Here is a 25,020-nt window from a genome sequence, read left to right on the forward strand (position 1 = left end):
ACGCCGATTTTCGGTTTTTTGGAAGAAGGAATTATCCATGCAGACAAGTGATTCCGTAAGGGAATGCCCACAGGAAATGGCTGGAGTAGATCCTGCCCAAAAGACCTGTTCGTGTCATCTTGCTGCTGTTCCCGAAAAAGCAACGACAGCGCCTTTATTGAATGTCAAGCATTCAGCGCGGTCAGTGCCTTCCTTGATCCTCAGTGTTTTGGTTGCCTTTTTTCCCAAATGCCCGATGTGTTGGGCTGCATACATGAGTATGTTTGGCAGCGTCAGTCTGGCACAAACACCTTATCAAAGTTGGCTCTTTCCTGTTTTACTCGGATTTCTGGGTTTACACCTGTTTTTGGTATTTCGAAAAGTACCAGAAAAAGGTTACGGTCCATTCTTGCTTAGCGTTGCAGGAGTCGTAGTTATTTTAGTAAGTCGGCGCTTGTTGTTACCTGGCAATACTTTACTGATTATAGGAATGCTTTGCATTCTAACGGGCTCTCTGTGGAACAGTTTTTCTTTCCATCGTAGGGAAACATCTTTTACTCAATAAATATTCAAAAACATCCAATCATTATGAAAAAGAAAAGATTGCGCATCCGCTATTCTGTTCGCCAGTTACAGGAAATGTATGAAAACAATAACAAGGCACCCCTTGAAAAATTGATGAAAGCATGGGCTGGAATCAAAGCTTTACCCCCTGATGATCCCAATTCGTTTTTTGTGATTGGAGGGTATCATGGAGAGCCCTTCGTAGGGGCTGGCTGGGGCAATGCATCTTACTGGGGTGGTTACTGCAATCACGGCAATGTTCTGTTTCCCACATGGCATCGTGTTTATATGATGAAACTTGAGGAAGCGCTACAAAGTATAGAAGGTTGTGAAGATGTGATGATGGCCTACTGGGATGAAACCAGTGAAGCGTCTATCAAGGAAGGCATTCCCTGGGCCTTAACCGATGAGTTTTTCCCTCGGGATAGTAAGACACCCAATCCATTGAGGTCTTTTGTGTTTCCTACCAATATTACTGATAATATCAATGGCGATAATCCAAATTACAGTAAGCCTGCCGGTTATGAAACGGTACGCTATCCATTGTCGGGTTTGGTAGGTACAGAAGCGGACAGGGCTGCTACGCAATGCCATAATGCCAATTTCCCAAACTACAAGGAGAATGTTAAGACCTTGAATGATAATGTCGTAGCCTGGCTTAATACTTTCATTACGGTAAATGGGCAAAAGTTTCCTACAGATGTTAAGCACAAGTATGAAGCATGTTTGTATGCTCCCAACTATACGGTGTTTTCAAATACAACCTCAGCCGCAGAATGGAACTCAAAGTTGTCATCAACAGGAGACAAAGGCAATGTCGTTGTTCCGCTAGAGTCGCCACACAACAGTATTCATCTTGCGGTGGGGGGATACGATGCCCCTGGTTATGATCGTTCGCCCATTCCGGGAGCCAACGGCGATATGGGGGAAAACGATACGGCAGGGCTCGACCCCATCTTCTTCTTTCACCATTGTAATGTAGACCGCATGTTTTGGGTTTGGCAGAAGCTTAACGGCCATACCAACGAGCTTGATATTATCAAATATTATCCAGGAACTAATTCCGTCGATAGCCAGGGGCCAACACCGGGTACCACGCCCAATTCATGGCTGACGATGGACTCTCCACTTGATCCCTTTACGCTTAAGGAAAATGGAAAAGAACGCCCTTATACTTCGCGGGATTGCATCAATATTGAGCAGCAACTAGGGTTTACCTACAGCCCTGGTTCATTGGATGATGGCAAACTAAAAAAACGCAATTCAACACCGAGGAAGGCCTCTAAGATTGTAGAAATTACGAATATCAATCGGGCGGCCCTCAATGGTTCTTTTGTCGTCACGGCAGTCGCTAATATTGACGGTAAAAAACAGGTGATCGGCCACGAAGCGGTCTTGAGCCGTTGGAGCGTAAAGAATTGTGCGAATTGCCAAACCCACCTTGAAGTTAAAGCTCATTTCGAATTGCCGGAGGTGGTCAAGCCGATGATTATGCTGAGTAATGCCAGTATTGCAGAAGAGGATCGCCATACCGCCGGGGTGGAGTTGATGACGAGAAGACAAACGAACAATCGACCGCAGCGCATTAGCGTGAGTGTAAAGTAACATGAGGAGCCCTCGGTAGATTATACCTGCCTACCGAGGGCCTTGTTGGCTAACTTTTAATAATAGACTTGTTTGGTATTACCTAATTACCCGTTGCAGACCATAGTGGTCGTGCCAAACAAGGCTTAAACCCATATTATGAAAAATATCAATAACGACGTCCTGAGCGGAATTTGGACGTACCGCAGTTGGAACAACGATCCCAACCTCAATACCGCGCTCAGTGATCTCCTTTTCGGAGAAGGTTTTATCCAGATCAATCATGGGCCAATGAATGAATTTCATGGCATCATCTTCGGCACCGACGACAATAAGCCAGGTGGCACTAAAACCTGGCAGCTCAAATTAACGGGCTCTACCAATTATGGTAACCCTTTTACCGTGCGCTTCCAGGGTAAAGGTGTTGTTGGAGGCGATGAATGGATTTATGACTACGTGGGGTACCTTACCTTACCCTGGCCCAATGGCGTAGATCAAAAAGCAGCACTCACGGGCTCCATCGTGCGTGTTATCCCTCATCCCGGAGGCGATGGTGGCCTTCATCCCGCAGGGGTGACTGCTTCCTGGTACGCGGTAAAGAATTAAAATCAACCTATTTACACCTCCATCATTCAAAAAAAAAATCATGACAAAGCGTAATAGCATTTCAATAAGCTACTTCCTCAGAACCTCTTCGCTGAGTTTATTCGTCTTTCTAACTTTAAGCTTCGTACTAACGGCTTGCGGGGATAAAGACAAAAACAATACCGGGGAAGACGAGATTATGACAGAAGTAGCCACCGATAATCCTTATCAGGTTAATTTTAATCCCTTCCCGCCCTTGGATTTGGCAGCGGACGCAAGCCCAACGGATCTGGTGAATTTTGCCTGGGAAGAATTTATCGCCCTGACCTGGAAATCTTCTTATGCGACCAATAACCGGAGAGATTATCCGGATACTACCTGGAGTTGGACCAGCGACAGCAGCCCATATCCAGACTTAGTGGTCTGGGAGACCTATGCCCACCGTACAGAATTACGGCCTTATGACGGTAATATGCAGCCATTTGACAATCCGCCGCACTACAGTTTCGGCGACCAGCTTACTCCGGCCACTCCGAGTACCAGCTTTACCTTGTTTAATAACCTGGATGAGAACAATGAGATTGGCTCCTGTGATCTGTACGCCCATGTGGATAAATACGGCAAAGAAGACATGGTACTTTACCAGGCTAAATGCAATCGGGATGAGTATGAGTACATTCTGAACAACTATAATACGAATGACAAACTGAAAAGTGCTACGAGTTTAACATTGAGTAATATCAAAAGTGACAGTACTTATTACAAGGGGGCTACCAGTACATGCAACTGCCCGCCTAGTGAAGGGGTTATCTGCCTGCCTTGTGGTGGTTCTACAAATGCGGCTACCGGTAAACCCTACACCGGGGCGATGGAAATAAAAACGGCTTGGAGGGTATTAGTAGCGGAGGACGATGCTGCTCAATTTTTTACCCGGAATGTTATCTATTACGAAAAAGGCCCTAACGGAGAAACTCTCTATAAGAACAAGACCTTCGGTTTGATAGGAATCCATATTATCCATAAGACAACGAATTACCCGGATTTTATCTTTGCAACCTGGGAGCACGTTGGGGTACAGGATGATGATATGGGGTATACAGAAATAGAAAATGATGGATCAGTAGGCCCCATCGTGAGCAATTTTCCGCGGATCAATGGTCCAATTCCTGATTTGGTGAACGAAAGTACAAGTGCTGTACACGATCAGATGGCGGCACTTAACCCCAATTCCATTTGGCTTAACTATCGACTGGTAGGTGTACAGGGGCACCCGACCAATGACTCTACTTCTTTTAGCTATTTCCTGGCCAACTATGTAATCGAGTCAGATAGTACCCTGGCTGATTTCAGGGGTAGTGGTATCGGAAAACCTCACGATGGCGGAGTCAATCTCCTTTCTGATAAAGCTTTCTTTACAATGGGGGGCTGTAAAGGCTGCCACGGGGTCGCGCAGATTACTTTAGGAACAGACTTCTCTTTCCTTTTAGATCAGGCTGGTAAACCCGTAAAAGAACCTGACTTGATTGATACAGTCCCAAGTCTAAGCCTTACTGCTGGCGAAATTTCTAAGTTGCAACTTTATATAAACGAAACGCAAAAACAGCAGTAGCATGAAAAATAGCGCAGTAATTAACATTGGTGTACCCATCTACGAAGCCGTCGATTCTTTAGATACCATGGGAGCTTTTCAGGTATTCTATTTGTTGGATGGTGGAACAAACATAAGGCCCTTCCTCATCACTGAAGACGGAGCACCCATTACCAGCCTTGAAGGCGTGACGATAACACCAAAGTATTCCTTTGCAAATTGCCCACCTTTGGATGTGATTTTTGTTCCGGGAGCTGCAGGTTATCCAAATGGCTTTCCGGATAGCGGGACAAAGAAGAAGGACAAGAAGATGATGGATATGCCTTCCCTTGTTCATCCTGGACAGCCTTACTTGAATTTTTTAGCCGAAAAAGCTAAACATGCCAGCTGGATAACTGGGGTCTGCACCGGTACTATTTTACTTGCCGCCACAGGTTTGCTGGATGGCCGAAGGGCTACTACACATTGGGCGTTTAAAAATTCCTTGGCATTATTCCCCCATGTAACAGTTGCTGATGGATATCCTCGTTATGTTATTGATGGCAATGTGATCACTGGTGGTGGAATCTCTTCCACCATTGATTGTGGCTTAGCCATTGGTACATTGATTGCAGGAGCACAGGCGGCAAAGAATGCCCAACTGATCATGCAGTACGCACCCAATCCGCCTTATCAGGTAGGTAACCCTGATTTGGCTGACATCCCTACGATGGCAACGGTGAGTGTCAATATGAAGACCACGATCGATAAGACGGCTCAAACGGTAGCTTCATTTTTAGATCAAGCACAATAAATGAAGCTATTAAAAGTGCCATGCTGCTGCCTGTGTTTCCTGTTAATTTTTACATGGGCACATGGGCAGCAGCAACATTTGATCATAGGACGGACCACCGGAGAACTTTTACTCAAAGTTGAAAAGATTCGGGTGTTTGGGTTTACCAATACCCTTTCAGGGCAAGTCACGCTGCCGGGGACAAGCATTGAGGTGATGACTGGAGATAGCGTTCTGATTGATTTTTGGAACATCTCTCAAGGCAATCCCCACGTCATTTTTATGGACAGTATTCCCTTGGTGAGAACAACCAGTGATGGCGTATTAGCCGAAGAGAAAGCAGTGTACCACATGGACCACGGTTATTATCATTTTACCGCACCTGCACCGGGAACTTACCTCTATTATTGTTCGGAAAACTTTCCCTTTAATTTACGAGCAGGCATGTTTGGGGTGATGATTGTCCGGCCGAAAGCAGCACCACAGGAGGAAGGGCAGGAGTTTTTGTGGTGTAGCTTCGAAATGGATCCCGTTTGGCAGGAATTGGCCCTTTTGGAAGCCGAAAATACCCCGCAACCTAACGAACGGCCCATTTACCAACCTCAGCATTTTCTCCTTAACGGAAAGCCTTTTAAGGAAACGGAACCATTAGCGTTGAGTGAAGGAAAAAGCAAGGAACCCATTTTGATTCGCCTGGTAAATGCAGGGCACTGGCAACAGGAAATTAGTTTCCCTAAAGGCCTTAGGCTTCAGCTCCTGGGCGAGAGGAAAACCTTGCTTAAAACCAAGCATCAACAACAGCTGGTTTTAGCTCCGAGAGAAACGTGCGAATTGCTACTTGAGCTTCCCCCTGTCAAGAAAAAACGCCGAATAAAGTATATCTTCCGAGACCCTGAGACGGGACGAATGAAACACCGAGCTTTTCTGGCAATTTATTAAAACCCATTTCTATGAAAGCTTTTTTTCTGACCCTCTTTTTATTTAACTGTTCCTGCTGGCTGATGGCTCAATCACCTGCTACTTTTATGGTAGTAGGAGAGGACACCAACCGGGAAATCGTCGCCAAAGGAGGGCGACTGGATATCTCAAAAATCAAAGTAGAGAATATCACTAAAAACACCATCTATCTCGCCTGGGAAACGGTCTACAACTCTTTCCCCAAAGCCTGGGATTGCTCCATGTGTCAGCACGGAGATTGCCAAATAGGGATTCCTAAAGGATCCGAGTTCAAAGCGCTGCGTGCGGATCAACAAGGTTTCATCGCTATCCACGTCATGCCCGGCAACTATTCGGGCGAAGGGGTGGTAAAGTTTAAAATCTATGACAAGGAGCACCCCGATTTTTATGAGACCCTCACTTTTGAGGTCGAAGTAAAATAACAACAACCCATTATTCACGCTTATTAAATTTTCAACATGAGAACCAACCTATTAAAAAAAGGAGCAGGTTTACTCGCGATTTTATTGGTCGCGATTGCTGCTTTTGGTCAAAGCCCAAGACTTCAAACCGCTACAAAATCAGCATTGTATGTCCGAAAAAATGCGGCTTCTCTGGAAGCCAAAGAAGACTTGGAGGCCATGGCCAGGGCCTTTAAAATTATGCGAGCGATGACTTGCGAGGATAGCCGCTCCTGGTATTACCAGGGAGCTATTCACAATATTCCTCACGAAATTATTGGTGCTAATAAAATTTGCGCCATGTACGAAACGGATAAGGAGAAATTATTCGCCTGGGGTGATTGTACCCACACCAAGACGGAAGCATCAAGCCTGCACTTCTTGCTTTGGCACCGAATGTATACCTGGCATTTGGAACAGATCGTTCGCGAGCTTTCCGGGAAAGCCGATTTTGCCATGCCTTACTGGAATTATGGTAGCGAGGTGCTTTCCGATAATCAGCTGCCTGCTATTTTTACGGATACGAAAGGTTCGTTGTTCGCGAGTGCAAGATACAGCCTACTCAATAATGGAAAACCCATTGATGACACCACCAGAATGGACCTCAAGGAAGAGCTTGATCGTTTGGCCATAACCCACGGATTTGCGGGCAAGGAGGGTTTTAGTCAGCAATTGGAGGCGGCTCCTCATGGGCTCATGCACGATTACATTGGGGCCGATGGAAAAGAAACCTTTTTCAATCCTATTTTCCAAAAAGAAATGTCGGGCCTGATGGCCAACGTCCCTTCAGCAGGTTTTGATCCCGTCTTCTGGTTGCATCACAGTATGGTTGATCGTATCTGGACACAATGGGATCAATCAGCTTATGGCGAAAGGCCTACCTTGAAGCATCTCAAAGTACAACCCTGGGAGTATAACTTTATTCAACCCAACGGCAATGAAGTGACCTACACGCTTGACGAAGTATACGCCATTGTGTTCAATCCAGACTATGTCTACGACGATATGCAAGCCCCGGTATTAGCTGCTGTACCAAATGATCAGATGTCTGATATGTCAAGAGGTATGCTGGGGCAAGACCCTCCCAAAGAAAGGGTCATCTGGAAACAGCAAGTAGATAAGGTGATTACGGATCAGCAAGTGATTGGACAACCGAAAGCACTACTTCAGCAAGCTCGTAATTTCACCAAGTCGGAAAGAAGTCTGGAAACAAAACCACTGCTACTGAGACTAGATGTTTCCGTTTATAAAGAAATAGGCGACTATTATAAGGTATACATCCATTACCCAAGCGGTAAAAAAGCGGATCAATACATTGGTATGATGACCTTCTTCGGCGTCAGTCACGTACATGATCTCGGGGAGCTTCATTCTTTTGAAGAAGAAGGTGCTGACCTTAGTTTTACCTACCGTGTTCCTGGCAGCTTGCTGGCGGATGGAGAGCCTTTTGAAGTCAAATTCATAAAGCGAGGTCAGGGTGCTGGAAGTGTAACACTGGAATCTATTACCTTGTCTGCTCAGGAATAGGATAATCGTTGAACGCTATCATAAAAAAGCCCTGGTTTATCCTCCTAAAGAGATAAACCAGGGCTTTCCTTGTCAGCGAAGCGCTTTACTGCAATAAACTCTTGATGCGCATATATTCTCCGCGGTTGTCACTGGTGCCCCGGCAGCCTAGTTCCTTGGCTTTGGCGTCGATATCCGCTACTCGGTTGCCCGGGTTGGGGTGAGTAGATAAAAATTCTGGTGGGCGAGCAGCACTGGATTCCTCCATCTTACGGAAAAAACCGGCCGCACCGTTGGCATTGTAGCTCGTGCCGCACAGGTAAATTACCGAGTATTCATCGGCTTCACTTTCGTGAGAACGGCTGTTTTTCAAGCTGGCCAGTCCCAAGGCAATTTGCTCAATCATCCCTGGTTCAGAGTTGCCGGTAACGACACTGGCCAGGATTTGCAAGCCATAAATTTTGGTCATCTGCTGGGTACTATGGCGCTGGGCTGCGTGGGCAATCTCGTGGCCCATCACTCCTGCCAGCTCGTCTTCTGAATCAAGAAACTTGATTAACCCGGTGTAGACATAAATATATCCACCAGGTGTCGCGAAGGCATTAAGGGTTTCTGGATCATCAATGATTTTCACTTCCCAGGCAAAGTCGTCTTTGTGCGCCACTTTGCCAGTACTCAGGAGGCGGTTGGTAATATTTCTAATGTATTGGTAGACTTCCCGGTTACTTTGTTCTGGAAGAATAGGAAACTCCGAAGGGTTACTGTTGATTTCCTGGCTTACTTGCCTGCCCAACTCAATATCCTGTTCTACCGAAAAGAAGTTGAGGCCGCCACCGCTACCGCCACAGCCGATAGCAATCAAAGAACTCATCATCGTGCCAATAATGGCTAAACTGAAATATCGCATATTGTAACTCGTTTGAGGTTGGTTGATAATTGCTTAAACGCACAATAAAAGCAATTTGTTAGTTGCCGCTTATTAAACGCGACTAGACAACGAAAATGCTACACGTCTTGTTAAAAAAAAGATAAGGGATTATAAAAATAATCTAATGCCGTTAAACAATAGTTAAAGACAGTAGCTAACTTCGGCCCTCTTTGTATCTTTTTCGTTGTTAATCCGTCCACAAGGTGAAGATAAATTTTAATTTTGGCCTTGAATTCCAAGAAATTAATTCATTACCCGTTATGATGTACCGCAAAATATTACCGCTGCTTTTCGGAGCACTCTTTTTTTTCAGCCTTTCGGCCAATGCCCAAAAAATCGCTTTTGTTGATGTTCAGGAAATCCTGGAAAACATCGTAGAATACCAGGAAGCACAAACAGAACTCGACCGTTTGGCCAACCAGTGGCGGCAAGATATTGCCAAAGAATACGATCAAATTAAAGGCATGTACAACCGTTACCAGGCAGAACAAGTCCTTCTTAGCGAAGATGCTCGTAAACAACGCGAAGAAGAGATTATGAATAAGGAAAAAGAGGTACGAGATATGCAGCGCGAACGTTTTGGCCCAGAAGGACAATTGTTCGAACGTCGCCAGCAACTTGTACAACCGATTCAAGAGAAAGTCTACGCTGCCATCGAAAGCTATGCCAACGAACGTGGTTACGACTTCATTTTTGATCGCTCCAGCGATTCAGGAATGATTTTCTCTAACCCCCAGTACAATAAAACGGAGGATATTCTCCGCAGACTTTAATTGGTTGGAAAAAACTATTAATTTCGCCGACCAATTCATTGATTACAACATTTGAGAGTTACACAAAATCACTAGAAGAGATGAAGAATGTATTGAAAATAGGCGCTTTAGCCCTCGCAATGTTCACCTTTGCTTTTTCTGCCCAAGCTCAGCAGACCTTTGGTTACGTTGATGCCCAGGCTATCCTGACGGAACTTCCTGCCGTAAAGCAGGCCGAAGCTAACCTGGAAGCATTGCAAGCACAATTGCAAAAGAAATTGGAAGCTAGTATTACCCAGTTCCAAACAGATGTGCAAGCATTCCAGCAAAAAGTGGAGCGTGGAGAATTGTCTCGAATTCAGCAGGAGGATCAACAAGCTGCTCTGGAAAAGCGTCAGCAGGAACTGGCAGGCGAAGAGCAAAAAATGGTTCAGCAAATTCAAGATAAGCGCACCGAACTATTGGAGCCTATCTATGACAGCTTGAACGAAGCTATTGCTGCTGTAGCTAAAGAAAACGGCTTCACGTTTATCTTCGATAAGCAGGTACTCCTGTACAGCGAGGAAAGCCAGGATGTGAGCGAAGCAGTAAAAGCTAAGATCAATATCTAGTTTTGTCTTCCGGAAATAATAATCCGATTGGAGTTTTTGACTCCGGCATTGGCGGCCTCTCGGTCGCCAATGCTATTTCTGGCCTTCTGCCCAAAGAAAGCCTGATCTATTTTGCAGATACCGGCCGGGTACCTTATGGCCCAAGGACACGCCAGGAAATTACCGATTTTTCGTTTGAGATTACCCGATTTTTGTTGGACCATCAGTGCAAAATGATCGTCGTAGCTTGCAATACAGCAACGGCTGCTGCCCTGGAATCACTACGCAAGCAATGGCCCGACATTCCCTTCGTAGGGATGGAGCCCGCCGTAAAACCCGCTGCGGAAGCCACCCGCTCAGGGAAGGTAGGCGTGCTGGCAACCCTCTCTACCATTAGAAGTGAGCGCTACGCCGAACTGATGCGCCGCTACGCTGCGAATGTGGAAGTCTTCGAAAATCCTTGTATCGGCCTTGTACCTCTTATTGAAGCGGGCCAGCTCAATGCTCCTGAAACCATCGAGCAGTTGAAGGAAATACTCACACCTATGTTGGCCCAGCAAGTAGATACGCTCGTCTTGGGCTGTACCCATTACCCTTTTTTGCTGCCTTTACTAAAAGGTATGGTGCCTGCTGATTGCAAAATTATCGACCCCGCTCCGGCCGTAGCCAGGCAGGTCGCCCGGCGTTTGGAGCATTTATCCCTGGCAGCCAAGCCCGAGCACCCAGCCGAATATCAGTTTTTTCATTCCGGACCAGTAGCGGATCTCTCCTTTTTTACCGATATACCCTGGTTTATTCATTCGGTAAAGAGCTCTAAATAAATTTATCTACGCCTACCCACTCCCTGCGCTCCCAATGGAAGATCGGGATGTTGCGGCGCGCTTCAGGTTCTGCCTTTGTGAGGTATGATAAAGATTATCCCCCCATGCTGACAAATGTCAGAAGAAGGTGGGCAATATATGCGGAATTTAGTGTCAAGATCAAGCATTTGGTCGGCATCAAAACCAGCATATTATGTTTACTAACTTTTCCTTCAACGGCTCCGAAGTCTTCCTTGGTCTAGGCCTTCTGACGGCTTTGGTCATCGGACTAATTATTGCAGGGCGTTATCGTTTGACACGCCTTTCAGAAACAAATTTGAAAGCGCTACACGCTAATGACCCCGCACGCGTTGGAATACGCTCGCGCAACAAGTATCCTGAAGTAGATGTATTGCATAATACGGGTGTATTTTGGAAACTAGGCTTGGTCGTGGTATTGGCCATTACGGTAATGGCTTTCAACTGGACGCAATTTGAAAACAAAATAGCGATTCCTGAAGGCGCAATGGACATGGATTTTGATATTGAGATGGAAGCTCCTCCTCAAACAACTACGCCACCCCCACCGCCGCCGCCACCTCCACCCGTGATTGAGGAGGTGCCCTCTGATGCTTTGCTGCTTGATGATCAGGAAACGTTTTCTGACCAGTCTGCTAGTGCTGATTTAGCGGTGAGCAATACCCCTGCACCCAAAGTAGATAAAGGACCAGCACCTCCACCGCCGCCACCGCCCCCACCGCCAGCATTGGAAGTGAAAGAAATCTTCAAAATTGTAGAAGATATGCCGCGCTTCCCCGGTTGTGATGATCTGGGTACAAAAGAGGAAAAAATGGCTTGTTCTCAGCAAAAGTTGCTGGAGTTTATCTACGATAATATCCGCTATCCAGCCATAGCCCGCGATAATAATGTATCTGGTACAGTCGTCGTACGCTTCGTCGTACAGGATGATGGCGCTATTGAAAATGCTGAGATTCTCAGAGATATTGGTGCCGATTGTGGTAAGGAAGCATTACGCGTAGTGAACCTGATGCGTGATCTTCCCCAAAAATGGACGCCAGGGAAACAAAGAGGCCGTAGTGTTCCCGTTTACTTCAACCTACCCGTGAAATTCGTTTTACAGGTTGATCCATAAGCTGGGCTTTCTACAAAAGTCCGTAGAAGGATTCGGGTTCGCTTCGCGCCCCTGTGGTTGAGGGTAGAGGGATAGTGTTTCTGAAAGGCATTCGTTTCCAACATATAGTTCACCAAGTTAGAATTCACAAATCCTGACTTGGTGGACTATAACCTGTTTTGCAGAGGATGTAAATTATCCCGACTGAAGTATTTTACTTCGTGGCTCCTTTGGGGTGGGCGCTGCCCAAAAACTTCAGTCGGGATCTACCCATTGGTTTCAGTCTTTTTTATACCATCTACCAAACAAGCGCTAAAGCACTATTTCTGTGACTCCCAAAACCGTCATGTATTCCGTATCTTGTACAAACAGCACGACTTTTCCATTTGCGGTGTTGGCCAAAGCGCTGGTGTCTACAATTACGGTGCCCTGGCGAGGAGGGTTGAGGGTACTGGTGAGGGTTCTGACGACGTTGGTATGGGCTAAGTGGTGCCCACTGTTTTCGCCGCGTGGAACATCATTGGCGAGATAGGTCTCTACCAGGGCCATTTGCAAGGTGATGCCATTCATCCGTCCAGTTATTTCGTAAGTTATTTCTTGCTTGGTAGAGGCGGCGTTCAGTGCTGCTGTAATGATTATGGCGGCTGGCTGTTGCTGGATACTCGCAATGGATGCCTTTACTTCCTTTTCGCGCGACCCTACATGAGCACGCTGTCCCTGGATGATCATTTGCGGGGTGTATACCCTTTGGTCAGGTAATACCTGGGCATACTGGCGTTGGCGTTCGGAGAAAACAGCCTGACTGTAGGGATCTTTCCAGCCCAGGCGGTTCCAGTAATCTACGTGGTAGGACAGGGCAATGACCTCAAGATTGCCTTCCTGAGTATCCGCGACCAGGCCTTGCAAGACGCGGTCGGCAGGTGGGCAACTTGAGCAGCCTTGGGATGTAAATAGTTCTACCAGAACGGTTTGGGGAGGGTTTTCTGAATTAGGAGGGGACTTTTGTTTTATGGATTCGCCATCATTGCCAGCCCATAAGAAGACGATGAATAAAGCGAACAGCATCAAGCTTACCACAATTTTTTGATGAAGAGACATGGTTTTCTCACTTTTGATGTCGTAAAATAAACACGAATTTAGCTTGCCTCGTTGGTCAAAGGCCTGTACATTTGCGGACAATATGAAGCAATCAGTTCAAAATACTAACTTTTTAGTAAGCCGTCGCCGCTTTGAACGTCGTCGCCCTTTGGGGCGCACTATCTTCATATTATCCCACCGGGTGGGCTTTTAATTAAAGTCTTCCTTCCCTCATTCCGAGCAGTTTTCCTGTTATAGAATCAGAGTTAGCCTGAGCACCTAAAATCAGGGTGTTCTCTTACTTACTTATCAAGTTAATATTCAATGGAAATTATTATTCGGGTGGCTGATGCCAACGATTTCCACTTTGCCCCGGCCATTTGCGAACTGATCAGAGAATCAGCAAAAGTCCGGGGTACTGGTATTGCCGAGCGCAAGCCGGAATATGTGTGTACTAAAATAGAGAATGGCAATGCGGTTATCGCCTTATGCGATGGCCAATTGGCCGGTTTTTGCTACATCGAAGTATGGAGCCACGACCGCTATGTTGCTAATTCGGGCCTGATTGTAGCACCTGAATTTAGACGTTTAGGCCTTGCTCGGAAAATCAAAGAACGGATATTTCAGCTATCGAGAGAAAAGTACCCGACGGCCCACGTTTTTGGTATCACCACCAGCTTGGCCGTCATGCGCATCAATTCCCGACTGGGTTACGAACCCGTGACGTTTTCCGAACTCACCCAAGACGATGCTTTTTGGAATGGCTGTAAGTCGTGCCCCAATTACGATATTCTCGAACGCAACCAACGCCGGATGTGCCTGTGTACCGCCATGCTGGCACCCGCACTGGAGGAAACAACAACAATGGCTACCGATCTCAGTAATCTTATCATCCCCAACGAACCATTAAAATAATGACAACTCCCAAGAAAATCGTATTGGCTTACAGCGGCGGCTTGGATACTTCTTATTGTATCAAATACCTGACCAAAGAACTCGGCTACTCCGTACATGCACTGACAGTGGATACAGGAGGCTTTTCTGCTAAAGAATTAGAGGAGATGGAGGAGCGGGCTTTTACCCTGGGAGCCACTTCTTACAAAGCTGTAAATGTGACCGAGGCACTCTATGATGAGTGTTTGCGTTTTCTGGTATACGGCAATTCCCTGCGTTACCAAACCTACCCCTTATCGGTAAGTGCCGAGCGGATGTTTCAGGCCTTGGAGGTGGCAAAGTACGCTAATCTGATTGGTGCCGATGCTATCGCCCACGGAAGCACTGGTGCCGGGAATGATCAGGTACGTTTTGATCTTACCTTTCAGTTGCTGGCCCCAGGCCTGGAGATCATCACACCTATCCGCGATCAGCAGTTGAGCCGTGAGGCCGAAGTTGCTTACCTCGCACAGCACGGTGTGGCCTGGCCAGAAAAGAAAGGAAAATACAGCATCAATCAGGGAATTTGGGGGACCTCGGTAGGCGGGCAAGAAACCCTGACCTCGCACCAGAATCTCCCCGAAGCAGCCTGGCCCGTACCGGCAACATCCACTGAGCCACGCAGTCTGAAACTCCATTTTGAGGAAGGCCAGTTTGTGGGATTTGATGACCAAAGGTTTGATCACCCAGTAGCGGCGGTACAGGCCCTGGAAGCAATTGCTGCCCCCTACGGCATCGGGCGAGACATCCACGTAGGAGATACCATTATCGGTATCAAAGGGCGAGTAGGTTTTGCTGCTGCAGCTCCAATGCTGATCATTAAAGCACACCACCTGCTGGAAAAACATACCCTGGCCAAATGGCAACTCTACTGGAAAGAACAGCTGGGCAATTGGTACGGAATGATGGTACACGAAGGCCAGTTCCTGGACCCCGTCATGCGAAACATGGAGGCCTTTTTGGAAGACAGCCAAAAGACCGTGAGTGGAGATGTATTTGTCACCCTTCATCCTTACCGTTTTGTCTTGGATGGCATTGATTCCTCTTACGATATGCTCGGTGCGGGCTTTGGCCAATACGGTGAAATGAACACCGGCTGGAGCGGCAATGACGTGAAAGGATTCACTCGTATCCTCGCCCTCTCCGGACAGGTACAGGCAGCAGCAAAAGGCAGCCCGAAATAGATGCTCCGTCGCGACGGGTTTTATACCCGTCAGCGGGAAAGCATTCTCCATAGGTGCTGTAGCGACAGGTTTTGGCAAAGCCATGCCTAAGGTATAGATCGACGATTCCATCGCGATGGGTTTAATCCCCATCGAATCGATTAGTAGACACATTGGCGCGGAGCATAAAAAACAAACCATGACAAAAATACATACCGTCGGTATTATCGGCGGCGCTGGCTACACGGCCGGGGAATTGATTCGGATTTTACGTTGGCACCCTGCCGTGGAGCTGCGTTTTGTCCATAGCAATAGCCAGGCCGGCAAGCCCGTAAGTAGTATTCACCAGGATTTGGCGGGCGACTTCTTTATGAATTTCACCGCAGCAGTTGACCTGCAGGTGGATGTACTTTTTCTGTGTGGTGGCCACGGTAAGTCCCGCAGTTGGTTGGCGGAAAATAAAGTGCCTGAGGAAACGCTGGTCGTAGATTTGAGCACTGACTTTCGCCTCTCGGAGGAATTTGTTTACGGTTTGCCGGAATTGAACAGAGCGGCTATAAAAACTAGCAAGCGCATTGCCAATCCCGGGTGTTTTGCTACGGCGATCCAGCTGGGATTGCTCCCCTTGGCAGCAGCCGGAAAGCTAAAGGAAGAGGTACACATTCATGCTATTACTGGGTCTACGGGCGCGGGCCAGCAGCCTCAGCCTACCACGCACTTTAGCTGGCGCAACAACAATCTCTCGGTCTACAAACCCTTCGAGCACCAGCACCTGGCGGAGATTGGTCGCAGCCTGGGGGCTTTGCAAGGTGAAGAAGTGCCCGAGCTGGCCTTTTTGCCCCTCCGTGGAGATTTTGCACGTGGCATATTCGCCAGTCTCTATTTGAGGACAGATCTTTCGGAAAGATACCTTCAAACCTTGTACCAAGATTATTATGCGGAACACGTTTTTACCCATTTGGTAGAAGACAATCCGCATCTGAAGCAGGTAGTGAATACCAACAAATGCCTGGTGCAGCTAACCAAACATGGCAATCGCGCTCTGATCATCAGTGTGATTGATAACCTGTTGAAAGGCGCTTCCGGCCAAGCCGTACAAAACATGAACCTGGCCCTCGGGCTGAAAGAAACCACTGGGCTGCAATTGAAGGCCATGGTGTTTTAGAGGGTTTCCTAAGCTTGACTTTCGCCAAAGTCCATACAAGGACACAGGTCGCTTTGCGCCCTTTAGGTAGAGGGTATAGAGATGGAAAGACCAATGTTCATTAATTCCCAACATCAGTCTAAAAGGGCCATGCAATCGCCCTATGTTCACTGTACGCTGGCTAGGCAGGCCTTACGACTTTCGCCAAATGGCAACGCAATATAAATCTCAGTACCTCAGTACCTCCGCGGCAAGAAATTGCCAAAGGGAGCATGGTTGCTAAAATAACATAAGATGAAACTTTTCGATGTATACCCTCTTTTTGACATCACTCCTGTGCGGGCCGAAGGCTGCTATGTGTATGATGAAGAAGGGCGTAAGTATATGGATTTTTACGGTGGGCATGCCGTCATTTCTATTGGGCATAGCCATCCACATTACGTAAGCCGGATGCAGGAGCAGATCGCAAAAATTGCTTTCTACTCCAATTCTGTGCAGAACCCTCTGCAGGTGGAGTTGTCTCAAAAGCTGGGCGAAATGTCTGGCTGCGAGGATTACCAACTCTTCTTGTGTAACAGTGGTGCCGAGGCCAATGAGAACGCCCTGAAAATGGCCAGCTTTGCAACAGGTAGGAAACGAATGGTCGTTTTTGAAAAAGCTTTTCATGGCCGTACCTCGGCGGCGGTAAACATCACCGACAACGATAAAATCAAGGCGCCGATCAACGCCACTTTTCCCGTAAGTTTTCTACCCCTCAATGATTTGGCGGCAGTAGAAGAGGCCCTGAGTAAGGAAGACGTAGCTGCCGTAATGGTGGAGGGCATCCAGGGCATCGGCGGCATTTATCTACCCACGGCGGCCTTTCTGGAGGAAGTAGCGGTACTTTGCCAAAAGTATGGCACCTGCCTGATTTTGGACGAAATCCAGTCGGGCTTTGGCCGTAGCGGCAACTTCTTTGCTTTCCAACGCGCCAACATCCAACCCGACCTGATCACGATTGCCAAAGGCATGGGCAATGGCTTCCCCGTGGGAGGCGTGCTGATACACCCCCGCTTCGAGGCCAGCTACGGCTTGCTGGGGACGACCTTTGGCGGCAACCACCTGGCCTGTGTAGCCACATTGGCCGTCTTGGAGGTGATGGAGCAAGAACATTTAATGGAAAATGCCCGGGAGGTTGGGGCCTACCTAAAAGCCGGCTTGGAGCAACTCCCCAACATCAAAGAAGTGCGCGGAGAAGGTCTGATGCTGGGCCTACAACTCCACCAAGCCGCAGGCCCGTTGCGCAACAAGCTGCTGTTTGAGCACAGCATCTTCACCGGCTCGGCTGGGCAGGCGGATACGATTCGGTTGTTGCCGCCGCTGAATATTGGTAAGGAAGAGGTGGATATGTTGTTGGAGGCGTTGAGGGTTTTACTCGTTTAATTGTTCAATGCTCAGTTCTGATCTGTATTATGCTGTGATAGCTACACCAAATAGGAAGGTAGGATAGATGATGCATGATATTGAAGCGGTTATATTAGAATATATAATTTTCTCTATTTTTAAAAATTCCTCTATCCTTCCTTCAGATGGTAAAAGCCCAGCTTAGGATTTTACCCATTTTTCTCACTACGGGAGGATTTCGGGCGGAAAAACTTATTTTCCAACGCTCCTAGAATATGTTCCCAGAGATGTTCGAAAGGTAATATTTCCAACTCGTGTGCCTGGTTGTTGAAGTTGATGGCGATGCGCTGAATTTTGCGGAGGTAGGGTTCGGCTTTTCGTTCTACGCCGCTACGGTGAAAGTGAGACTTCGGAATCTGTACGAGCATTTTAATGAAACAGTTGCAGCGGAAATTGGGATCGTTAGTTTTGAGGTAGCGGTCGCAGTATTTATTTAAGGCGTCGATGCGTTCGGTGGCGGAATCGTATTTGTGTTGAAGAATTAGGAAGGCCATCTGGATAATGAGAACTGGAATATTCATTCCTCTTTTATCTTTAGCGAAAGAGGGAACGGCATTAATAAACTTTCCAAGACGAATATTATTAAAGCTGTTGTCATTAGTGGCAGGTTCAAACTTGCCTAGTAGGTACAAGAAATGAAGATACATTCGATAAAGCGCCCATGTTTCATGTAAAATTTTATAAGTTTTATAACGTGGATGATTGACGATTTTAAAGTAATCGTCATAAGCTTCTTGGTAATTTCCTGTATGAAACGATAGAATGAAAAAATACTCATTGGTCTTGAACCAGTTAAAAGTACCATTGGCGACGAGTTTATTGCAGGCGATAGCAGCTTGCTTACCTTCCTCGAACTCTCTGAGCTGGATATGACATACGAGTTTGTTGAGCAGGAAGTTGCGCATTCCTCCTTTAAAAGCCACATCTTGCGACCTTAAAAAGGCAATGGCATCTGTACAAATATCTTTGGCGGCTTGATAATTGAATACGCCCATCTTGCCGAGCAACTGGATTTGGTAGAGATAATAATGAAATTTGATGTTATTCGTCTCTTTCTTTAAGTGGGCGAGTTCTTGATAATATACCTGGGCATCTGCTTCGATCTGTGGATTGGCCGTTACGCTATCCATGGTATAATCCAGGATGAGCTTCATGTAGTACTTATGCGCCAAGTTGTTGTATTCTTCCTGGCGGCGGCTATTTTCGTAAAGATTGTCATAGTATTCAAAGCGCTTTTTATTCTTTTCACGCAGAGCATAATGATTGCGTAACAATAGTGCTATACTAGATACCAAGCTTAGGAAATCGTATTTGAGACATCGTTTGAGGGTTTTTTCAGCCAAGCTAACGGCCGTTTGACGAGCCGATTTTTCGATGAGAATCTGGCATGCTGCCCAGTCTTTCCAAGACTGATAATAGGCTTTGTCCCGTTTCTTATCTTCATTGTTGTCTATGAAAAAGATAGTATTAAGTAGCCTTTTTTTGAGCTCATGCTTAAGATTGCGGTATTTACTGCTATTCTCTTCTTCCCCGTAAATGAGGTGTGCAGCATCTCTGTCACTAGTAACTTCATCATTCTGAATGACTTCGTAGAGTTGGGATAACTTGGAGTCAGATTGCCAGGCATCATGACCAATGATTTGAATAGATCGGGGCTGGTATTTATTGAGTATGTAAGCTAGTTCCTTGAGCTCTTCCATATGTAAGTAAAGTAAAACTTGTAACAGATGATTTGTAAGTTAATGATACGGAAATTTTGAATATAGTGATAGGTGTGGTCATTTGTCTGGCTTTAATAGTTTTTATCCATATATGTAGTGGTTTTAAATTGGTTCTGCCATTAATAGTTCTTCTTTTGAATATATATTTTTTTTACACAAATGACAATTTTCTTGCTTTCTTTTTTTGTTAAGTATTGATTATTAGTCTTTTGTAGTGTAGTGGTGGGTAGGTTGAGAATGATTTATTGCTGACAATGGCTCAATTGTTGTCTTAGGAAACACCTGAGTTGTATCCTATATTTGTAACATAAGATATGAGAAAACAATTAGACGGATTTACTAGTATGGATAAACAATAGTTTATTCCTCTCCAGTTATAACACACTTTTTTTCAGCGTATTTCAATTATTAAACAAAGGACTTGTGCAGGTATTTGTCTGTCACACCTATTCCAAAAACCAGAAACTATATGTACACCGTGCTTACTTCTTTTAATGTATCAAACTTTAAAAAAATTAATTATTCAACAGCTAAAGGTATTATTATAGACGACTCGATGGAACTTTAATAGAATCAATAATAGTAGCATCCATCACATTTAATAAGAAGTCCGATTAGCATACCTATTTAGATTAAAAAAAATAGAAAAATGACCGTAATCACTAGAGCTTTGAAAGGGGAGTTGGCCAAGTCGACCATAGAAGTCGAACAGACTTTTGCAGAAGTCGTGCTTGGCCGCCCCACCGCTAAATGCAAACATTTAGGAATTTGTAAAATAGAGAATGCCCAGGCAAATAACTTTCTGGATTACACACTAGGAAGTGCTTCTAATAAGCTATATGCGTTAGCGAGTTTCCGGGCAGGCGATTACTTTGAATTATCCTTTTCCCGCGACTCGGTGAGAGAAGCCATCTACGACAAACATTTCGCTAGCGGTTATTTCATTATGGAGGAGAGCTACCGTACGGAAGCCAGCTTCATGCACCAGCAGTTTGTCCTCGAAAAAGGAAAGTATAAAGTAAAAATGACGGACACAGAACTGGTAGTGAGGTTTGCCTTGGCAGAACCGATCGATCAGTTGAAAAACTACCGGGTATGATGACAACAGCAACAACAACGGCTATCAATTGGGAGTCGGAGGCTGTCCTCTCCCAGATCGCCGATCAGATACACAAGCCGTTGGCCGAAATCATTCGTTTGACGCGTTACATACAAACCAAGCAAGAAGATACAGAAACGAGTCGGCTTTCGGCAATCATGCTGGAAAGCAGCGAGCAATTGGAGTCGCTGGTAGAAGCGATTCTACAAGCAGAACGGCAAAAGCAAATTCAGATCGTGGTGCACCACAAATTTCGGTACCCAAAACTCTATTGTTTCGATACCGAAGCGGTACAACGCCCTCAAGATTCATTGGACAACCCGGAGAGCTATTCAGAAAACCGTATTTCGAAAGCGGACTTGGAATGGCTGATGCAGTTGGAGCGCACAGTGGCTGATCACCTGGATGACGCCATGCTCTGTGTACCCTGGCTAGCGGACGAACTAGCCGTGAGTGAGCGGCAGCTATTCCGCAAAGTAGAAAAGTACACGGGACTGACGCCGAATAAGTACGTGCGGAAACTAAAACTACACCACGCGAAAGCCCTGCTGGAAAGCTACACCTATAGCACAATAAGTGAGGTAGCAGGGGCGGTAGGTATGAAAGATCCTCATTATTTCTCGAAGTTATTCAAAGAGGAGTTTGGGATCAAACCGATGGAATATTTCCATGCTTAGCTATTGAAAACAAAAATAAGTTATGCAAAAAACAGCCACTACTTCCCATACTGCTAATAAGGGAATGGAATTTGAAGACCTTATTTCACCCATTGGTATTGATAAATTCGTCGAGCGCTACTGGGAGCAGGAGTCACTTATTTTGCATCGGCATGAGCACAGTTATTACCAAGATATCTTATCGATGGATGTGCTGGATAATATCTTAGACTTACCGGTAGTTGAGAAAGACCGCTTTAGGGTCGTTAAGCATCAAAAACTCGTTGATCAGGAGAAGTATCTGAATAAAGATGGCAGTGTCAATCTGAACAAGCTCTATATGCTCTATGCGGATGGCTTTTCTGTGAGCCTGAGAAGAATAGACTTGCATTGGTCGCCTATCAAGCAATTGTGCTTTAATCTTCGGCAGACGATAAATCATGAAGTAAAGGCGAATATGTACCTTACCCCGAAACATTCTGCTGCCTTCAACCCTCATATTGATGCCCATGATGTGATCATTTTACAAATTGCAGGCTCTAAGAACTGGAAGCTTTACGACACGATCATCGAAACTCCGCTGGTAGATAGTCCCACTCCTTCTCTGCCTCCCGCGGCACTGCGCAATGTGAGAGAAGTTACGCTAAATGCGGGAGATTTTATGTATTTGCCCCGGGGAGTACCTCATGAAGCTTATACTACGAACAATTCTTCTTTACATCTGACTATCGGAGTATTCCCACTACAGTGGATGGATTTACTGATAAAAGCGATAAACCTACAAAGTCACAGAGACGTCAATTTGCGCAAAGCACTTCCGCTCGGTTATTTAAACAATGCGGATGGGGTAGAGGAAATGAATGATAGACTTCAAAATATTTTGGATCAAACTTTGAAGAGTATCCAGGGAATGAATTTCCGGTATTTTCACGAGAGCTACCGCAATGAATTCATGAACAAACTAGCTCCACTTGGCAATGGCCATTTCTCTCAACTGGACAAATTAGAGCTGCTTTCTTTATCTACCGTTTTGCGGAAGAGAAGTGGGATGGTATGTTCTGTGCAAGTGCTGGGGTCGGCATGCAGAATACTTTACAACAGAAACGTGATCAAAGGCCCTGCAACTCTTGCGCCTGCAATGCAGTTTGTGGCAGATATCAAGCACAGTTTTCGGGTAAGTGATCTTCCTGTCGGAAACGATAAGCACAAGTTAGCAATTGCTGCGAAAATGATTCGTGGAGGACTTTTGGAAACGGCTTGATTTTTCGGCTTTTATGGCATTTTTGCGGGTAATCTTGTTTCTATATTTACAATGTAATAGTTACCAGGGAGCAGCAGAGGTTTCTGGTAGTAGAAAGTAAATAAAAGCGAAAATATAAATTTAAATTTCAGTTTTATTGGCGTTTTTGTCAAGCTTCACGCTCTTATCTTTGGAATATATTCTTTGCTATATAGCTTGTTGTATTAATTATCTTATTTCATATTTTAAATTTTTCAATCATGGATTTTAAAAATTCACAAGAAGGGTACGGTCGTATCCTTAAGGAAGCATGGGGAAATGCTGACTTTAAGCAACGTCTGGTTGCTAATCCGGTAGCCACTATCGAAGCGTTTACTGGTAAGGAGTTTAACCTGCCAGAGGGAAAAACGTTGGTCGTTAGAGATCAAACTGATGAGTCTACCGTTTACATCAATATTCCACCCGACACGAGTGAAATGGAACTCACTGATGAGCAATTGGAACTGGTTGCCGGTGGTGATTCTGAAGACAATGGCCTTAATCCTTTCAAGTGGATCGGCTACGGAATCCACTGGGTAGTAGATCAATTCGACTAAGATCAGTGCAAATAACTTATATTAAAATATCATAAAAATTTATAGAAAATGGAATTAAATAAATTTGGGACCGCACAATATTTAATGCAGGATCTCATCACAAGATCACACCAAAGCGAGGAATTCAAAAAAGAATTAATCAGCAATCCTGAAACTACCATCGAGAAGGTAGTAGGAGCAGAAATGAGAATTCCTGCAGGTTCAAGAATCATCGTAGAAGATCAATCGAATACTGACGTTCTCTACCTCAATATTCCCCGCCAAGTAGAACTTGATGAAGTAGAACTGACCGATGAGCAGCTGGAGCTAGTAGCTGGCGGCGATTTTGGTCTTACAATGACTATTATCGGAGGCGTAGTAGCCATCTGCCAAGCCGTGGATTGGATTGTAGAAGGCTACAACAATTATCCATAACAGATAGCGAAACTTTCCAAGAAGAGGGTTTTGTGCAAACCCACTTTTTTGGTAACTTTGTATGGGGAGAAACTAGTTCATATAGTTTCTTCCCATACTCTTAATTAATGTTTATATAATAACAAGACATGAACCGAAAAGTATACTTAATTGTGGGAGTAATAACACTTTTAGTTTTTTTAACTTTCTTAGTTGAAGCTATCAGAAATGGGATACAGCAAGGAAATCAAGTTACCACTAAAGAGATTATTTACTTGATTGGTTGGGGACTATTGGCAAGCGCAAGTTTATACAAGTACTATACTAGCTAGAGCATATTATTATCCGGGCTTAATTTCCATCTTGATGATCCCCGCAGAAGAAGAACTCACCAAATCTTTCTTTTAGAACTATCTTTCTGCTTTGTGCTACCATCCTGAGGTTTCTACAGGTTGGGGTAGAGTGTGCGCTCAAGTCTTTTCTTTATGTAGAGCAGAAGTAGTGGTAAATTTACAATACCCTTTAGCTAAAATGTAGTTTTCAGTTTTGTTGGCAGTTTTGACTACTGAGAAAAATATATCTTTGAAATATAAATTAAAAGTTAGGGTTTTAAAAAAAATAATGCCAATTCCAAGTCGTGTTTCTAATACTTCTTTCTGGGGAATAAAGGCAGTGTTAAATTTATATTTATTGATTCACAAACTAGAAAATTTATTTATTATGAATTCTAATTCACAAAAAAGCGTATCCGAAAAGGTAGTTTACGAAGCATTGAATAATCCTGATTTCAAAGCGGCTTTGATCGAGAACCCAATGGAAGCAATTAAGTCACTTACTGGTCAGTACATACACTTGCCGGAAGGTAAGGAACGTCTGGTCGTTGTAGATCAAACCGACCCTAAGGCCTTCTATTTCAACCTTCCTTCACACGTGAACACGGATGATGTGGAACTGACCGAAGACCAGCTGGAGGCTGTTGCAGGTGGTATGGACATCATTCCCATCTTTATCCCTACCCTTCCTCCCTGTTTCCCTTTCCCATTCCCTGATGGTGGTACCGGACCTTACAATCCCTACCCAGATGACAGCATTCTAGGCTAATTTTGAAGGGTAATCAACGTTGGGCTACCCCCCTCAATCGGGTAGCCCAATAACCAATACGGGCTGTATTAACAAACAAATATACCGGGGACTTAGAAACAGGTATAGCAATAGCTCCTCTAAGAAGTAAAATTTTATCAGATATAGATAATCGTATTAGATAAGCAATTAAGATAGGCGAAAATTATAGATAAACCATAGTTCGTCGCGTAGTAGATTAATCCTGAAATTCCGAAAACTTCAAAAAAGGTTGTGCCACTCCCAGAGTCTGGCCAAC

The 25,020-nt window shown here is 45.3% G+C and carries 24 protein-coding genes; 21 read left to right on the top strand and 3 right to left on the bottom strand.

All coding sequences use genetic code 11. The features are described 5' to 3' along the window. Positions 1–567: 567 nt before the first annotated feature. The 7 genes from AB0L18_RS12945 (at position 568) to AB0L18_RS12975 (ending at position 7,996) form a co-directional block, all read left to right on the top strand. Complete coding sequence (locus AB0L18_RS12945) at positions 568–2,148, top strand: tyrosinase family protein (protein ID WP_367393015.1); 1,581 nt, start codon at positions 568–570, stop codon at positions 2,146–2,148. A 138-nt stretch (positions 2,149–2,286) separates the two neighbouring features. Further along, entirely contained in the window at positions 2,287–2,733 is a 447-nt protein-coding gene (locus AB0L18_RS12950) for a hypothetical protein (protein ID WP_367393016.1), read from the top strand. Positions 2,734–2,773: 40 nt separating this feature from the next. Beyond that, entirely contained in the window at positions 2,774–4,321 is a 1,548-nt protein-coding gene (locus AB0L18_RS12955) for a hypothetical protein (RefSeq protein WP_367393017.1), read from the top strand. 1 nt (position 4,322) lies between these two features. Next, entirely contained in the window at positions 4,323–5,093 is a 771-nt protein-coding gene (locus AB0L18_RS12960; RefSeq protein ID WP_367393018.1) for a DJ-1/PfpI family protein, read from the top strand. Then, on the top strand, positions 5,094–6,011 hold the full coding sequence (locus AB0L18_RS12965; RefSeq protein ID WP_367393019.1) for a multicopper oxidase domain-containing protein: 918 nt from the start codon (positions 5,094–5,096) through the stop codon (positions 6,009–6,011). It begins immediately after the preceding gene. Positions 6,012–6,022: 11 nt separating this feature from the next. Beyond that, entirely contained in the window at positions 6,023–6,451 is a 429-nt protein-coding gene (locus AB0L18_RS12970) for a hypothetical protein (RefSeq protein WP_367393020.1), read from the top strand. A 36-nt stretch (positions 6,452–6,487) separates the two neighbouring features. Continuing rightward, a complete protein-coding gene (locus AB0L18_RS12975; RefSeq protein ID WP_367393021.1) occupies positions 6,488–7,996 on the top strand; it encodes a tyrosinase family protein in 1,509 nt (502 codons plus the stop codon). 85 nt (positions 7,997–8,081) lie between these two features. Here the strand turns inward: AB0L18_RS12975 and AB0L18_RS12980 are convergent, their stop codons facing one another. Then, complete coding sequence (locus AB0L18_RS12980; protein ID WP_367393022.1) at positions 8,082–8,882, bottom strand: M48 family metallopeptidase; 801 nt, start codon at positions 8,880–8,882, stop codon at positions 8,082–8,084. A 281-nt stretch (positions 8,883–9,163) separates the two neighbouring features. Between AB0L18_RS12980 and AB0L18_RS12985 the strand changes: the two genes are divergently transcribed. The 4 genes from AB0L18_RS12985 (at position 9,164) to AB0L18_RS13000 (ending at position 12,198) form a co-directional block, all read left to right on the top strand. After that, positions 9,164–9,676 carry an OmpH family outer membrane protein gene (locus AB0L18_RS12985; RefSeq protein WP_367393023.1) on the top strand — a complete coding sequence of 171 codons (513 nt, stop codon included), beginning with the start codon at positions 9,164–9,166 and terminating at the stop codon, positions 9,674–9,676. 80 nt (positions 9,677–9,756) lie between these two features. Further along, entirely contained in the window at positions 9,757–10,266 is a 510-nt protein-coding gene (locus AB0L18_RS12990) for an OmpH family outer membrane protein (protein ID WP_367393024.1), read from the top strand. 2 nt (positions 10,267–10,268) lie between these two features. Then, a complete protein-coding gene (gene murI / locus AB0L18_RS12995; RefSeq protein WP_367393025.1) occupies positions 10,269–11,066 on the top strand; it encodes a glutamate racemase in 798 nt (265 codons plus the stop codon). A gap of 193 nt (positions 11,067–11,259) precedes the next feature. Then, positions 11,260–12,198, top strand: a complete 939-nt coding sequence (locus tag AB0L18_RS13000) for an energy transducer TonB (RefSeq protein WP_367393026.1) — start codon at positions 11,260–11,262, stop codon at positions 12,196–12,198. Between the two features lie 291 nt (positions 12,199–12,489). On the opposite strand, the gene AB0L18_RS13005 is transcribed toward AB0L18_RS13000, so the two are convergent. Then, the gene (locus AB0L18_RS13005; protein ID WP_367393027.1) at positions 12,490–13,275 is read right to left on the bottom strand and encodes a DUF1223 domain-containing protein; all 786 of its coding nucleotides are present in this window, start codon (positions 13,273–13,275) and stop codon (positions 12,490–12,492) included. Positions 13,276–13,578: 303 nt separating this feature from the next. On the opposite strand from AB0L18_RS13005, the gene AB0L18_RS13010 reads away from it, so the two are divergent. The 4 genes from AB0L18_RS13010 to AB0L18_RS13025 all read left to right on the top strand — a co-directional run bounded on the left by AB0L18_RS13010 (position 13,579) and on the right by AB0L18_RS13025 (position 17,916). Continuing rightward, positions 13,579–14,169, top strand: coding sequence for a GNAT family N-acetyltransferase (locus AB0L18_RS13010; RefSeq protein ID WP_367393028.1), 591 nt, complete (start codon positions 13,579–13,581; stop codon positions 14,167–14,169). Next, positions 14,169–15,371 carry an argininosuccinate synthase gene (locus AB0L18_RS13015; RefSeq protein WP_367393029.1) on the top strand — a complete coding sequence of 401 codons (1,203 nt, stop codon included), beginning with the start codon at positions 14,169–14,171 and terminating at the stop codon, positions 15,369–15,371. Before AB0L18_RS13010 ends, AB0L18_RS13015 begins: the two co-directional genes overlap by 1 nt. Positions 15,372–15,549: 178 nt before the next feature. After that, the gene (argC, locus tag AB0L18_RS13020; protein ID WP_367393030.1) at positions 15,550–16,515 is read left to right on the top strand and encodes an N-acetyl-gamma-glutamyl-phosphate reductase; all 966 of its coding nucleotides are present in this window, start codon (positions 15,550–15,552) and stop codon (positions 16,513–16,515) included. Positions 16,516–16,788: 273 nt separating this feature from the next. Continuing rightward, a complete protein-coding gene (locus AB0L18_RS13025) occupies positions 16,789–17,916 on the top strand; it encodes an aspartate aminotransferase family protein (RefSeq protein ID WP_367393031.1) in 1,128 nt (375 codons plus the stop codon). A 170-nt stretch (positions 17,917–18,086) separates the two neighbouring features. Here the strand turns inward: AB0L18_RS13025 and AB0L18_RS13030 are convergent, their stop codons facing one another. Then, entirely contained in the window at positions 18,087–19,637 is a 1,551-nt protein-coding gene (locus tag AB0L18_RS13030; RefSeq protein ID WP_367393032.1) for a hypothetical protein, read from the bottom strand. Positions 19,638–20,307: 670 nt separating this feature from the next. On the opposite strand from AB0L18_RS13030, the gene AB0L18_RS13035 reads away from it, so the two are divergent. From AB0L18_RS13035 to AB0L18_RS13060, 6 genes are all read left to right on the top strand, one after another. After that, complete coding sequence (locus AB0L18_RS13035; protein WP_367393033.1) at positions 20,308–20,757, top strand: hypothetical protein; 450 nt, start codon at positions 20,308–20,310, stop codon at positions 20,755–20,757. Beyond that, positions 20,754–21,434, top strand: coding sequence for a helix-turn-helix domain-containing protein (locus AB0L18_RS13040; protein ID WP_367393034.1), 681 nt, complete (start codon positions 20,754–20,756; stop codon positions 21,432–21,434). Before AB0L18_RS13035 ends, AB0L18_RS13040 begins: the two co-directional genes overlap by 4 nt. Positions 21,435–21,456: 22 nt before the next feature. Beyond that, the gene (locus AB0L18_RS13045; protein ID WP_367393035.1) at positions 21,457–22,674 is read left to right on the top strand and encodes a cupin domain-containing protein; all 1,218 of its coding nucleotides are present in this window, start codon (positions 21,457–21,459) and stop codon (positions 22,672–22,674) included. Between the two features lie 239 nt (positions 22,675–22,913). Continuing rightward, the gene (locus AB0L18_RS13050; RefSeq protein ID WP_367393036.1) at positions 22,914–23,249 is read left to right on the top strand and encodes a TOMM propeptide domain-containing protein; all 336 of its coding nucleotides are present in this window, start codon (positions 22,914–22,916) and stop codon (positions 23,247–23,249) included. Positions 23,250–23,297: 48 nt separating this feature from the next. Beyond that, positions 23,298–23,663, top strand: a complete 366-nt coding sequence (locus AB0L18_RS13055; protein ID WP_367393037.1) for an NHLP leader peptide family RiPP precursor — start codon at positions 23,298–23,300, stop codon at positions 23,661–23,663. 699 nt (positions 23,664–24,362) lie between these two features. Continuing rightward, a complete protein-coding gene (locus AB0L18_RS13060) occupies positions 24,363–24,743 on the top strand; it encodes a TOMM propeptide domain-containing protein (protein WP_367393038.1) in 381 nt (126 codons plus the stop codon). Positions 24,744–25,020: the final 277 nt, after the last annotated feature.

It is taken from the genome of Lewinella sp. LCG006 (assembly GCF_040784935.1).
GTDB lineage: Bacteria > Bacteroidota > Bacteroidia > Chitinophagales > Saprospiraceae > Lewinella.

What these genes read in the sequence shown, in the direction of transcription:
- AB0L18_RS12945 (WP_367393015.1), top strand. Translation starts at nt 568, where the DNA reads ATGAAAAAGAAAAGATTGCGCATCCGCTATTCTGTTCGCCAGTTACAG.
- AB0L18_RS12950 (WP_367393016.1), top strand. Translation starts at nt 2,287, where the DNA reads ATGAAAAATATCAATAACGACGTCCTGAGCGGAATTTGGACGTACCGC.
- AB0L18_RS12955 (WP_367393017.1), top strand. Translation starts at nt 2,774, where the DNA reads ATGACAAAGCGTAATAGCATTTCAATAAGCTACTTCCTCAGAACCTCT.
- AB0L18_RS12960 (WP_367393018.1), top strand. Translation starts at nt 4,323, where the DNA reads ATGAAAAATAGCGCAGTAATTAACATTGGTGTACCCATCTACGAAGCC.
- AB0L18_RS12965 (WP_367393019.1), top strand. Translation starts at nt 5,094, where the DNA reads ATGAAGCTATTAAAAGTGCCATGCTGCTGCCTGTGTTTCCTGTTAATT.
- AB0L18_RS12970 (WP_367393020.1), top strand. Translation starts at nt 6,023, where the DNA reads ATGAAAGCTTTTTTTCTGACCCTCTTTTTATTTAACTGTTCCTGCTGG.
- AB0L18_RS12975 (WP_367393021.1), top strand. Translation starts at nt 6,488, where the DNA reads ATGAGAACCAACCTATTAAAAAAAGGAGCAGGTTTACTCGCGATTTTA.
- AB0L18_RS12980 (WP_367393022.1), bottom strand. Translation starts at nt 8,882, where the DNA reads ATGCGATATTTCAGTTTAGCCATTATTGGCACGATGATGAGTTCTTTG.
- AB0L18_RS12985 (WP_367393023.1), top strand. Translation starts at nt 9,164, where the DNA reads ATGATGTACCGCAAAATATTACCGCTGCTTTTCGGAGCACTCTTTTTT.
- AB0L18_RS12990 (WP_367393024.1), top strand. Translation starts at nt 9,757, where the DNA reads ATGAAGAATGTATTGAAAATAGGCGCTTTAGCCCTCGCAATGTTCACC.
- AB0L18_RS13000 (WP_367393026.1), top strand. Translation starts at nt 11,260, where the DNA reads ATGTTTACTAACTTTTCCTTCAACGGCTCCGAAGTCTTCCTTGGTCTA.
- AB0L18_RS13005 (WP_367393027.1), bottom strand. Translation starts at nt 13,275, where the DNA reads ATGTCTCTTCATCAAAAAATTGTGGTAAGCTTGATGCTGTTCGCTTTA.
- AB0L18_RS13010 (WP_367393028.1), top strand. Translation starts at nt 13,579, where the DNA reads ATGGAAATTATTATTCGGGTGGCTGATGCCAACGATTTCCACTTTGCC.
- AB0L18_RS13015 (WP_367393029.1), top strand. Translation starts at nt 14,169, where the DNA reads ATGACAACTCCCAAGAAAATCGTATTGGCTTACAGCGGCGGCTTGGAT.
- argC (WP_367393030.1), top strand. Translation starts at nt 15,550, where the DNA reads ATGACAAAAATACATACCGTCGGTATTATCGGCGGCGCTGGCTACACG.
- AB0L18_RS13025 (WP_367393031.1), top strand. Translation starts at nt 16,789, where the DNA reads ATGAAACTTTTCGATGTATACCCTCTTTTTGACATCACTCCTGTGCGG.
- AB0L18_RS13030 (WP_367393032.1), bottom strand. Translation starts at nt 19,637, where the DNA reads ATGGAAGAGCTCAAGGAACTAGCTTACATACTCAATAAATACCAGCCC.
- AB0L18_RS13035 (WP_367393033.1), top strand. Translation starts at nt 20,308, where the DNA reads ATGACCGTAATCACTAGAGCTTTGAAAGGGGAGTTGGCCAAGTCGACC.
- AB0L18_RS13040 (WP_367393034.1), top strand. Translation starts at nt 20,754, where the DNA reads ATGATGACAACAGCAACAACAACGGCTATCAATTGGGAGTCGGAGGCT.
- AB0L18_RS13045 (WP_367393035.1), top strand. Translation starts at nt 21,457, where the DNA reads ATGCAAAAAACAGCCACTACTTCCCATACTGCTAATAAGGGAATGGAA.
- AB0L18_RS13050 (WP_367393036.1), top strand. Translation starts at nt 22,914, where the DNA reads ATGGATTTTAAAAATTCACAAGAAGGGTACGGTCGTATCCTTAAGGAA.
- AB0L18_RS13055 (WP_367393037.1), top strand. Translation starts at nt 23,298, where the DNA reads ATGGAATTAAATAAATTTGGGACCGCACAATATTTAATGCAGGATCTC.
- AB0L18_RS13060 (WP_367393038.1), top strand. Translation starts at nt 24,363, where the DNA reads ATGAATTCTAATTCACAAAAAAGCGTATCCGAAAAGGTAGTTTACGAA.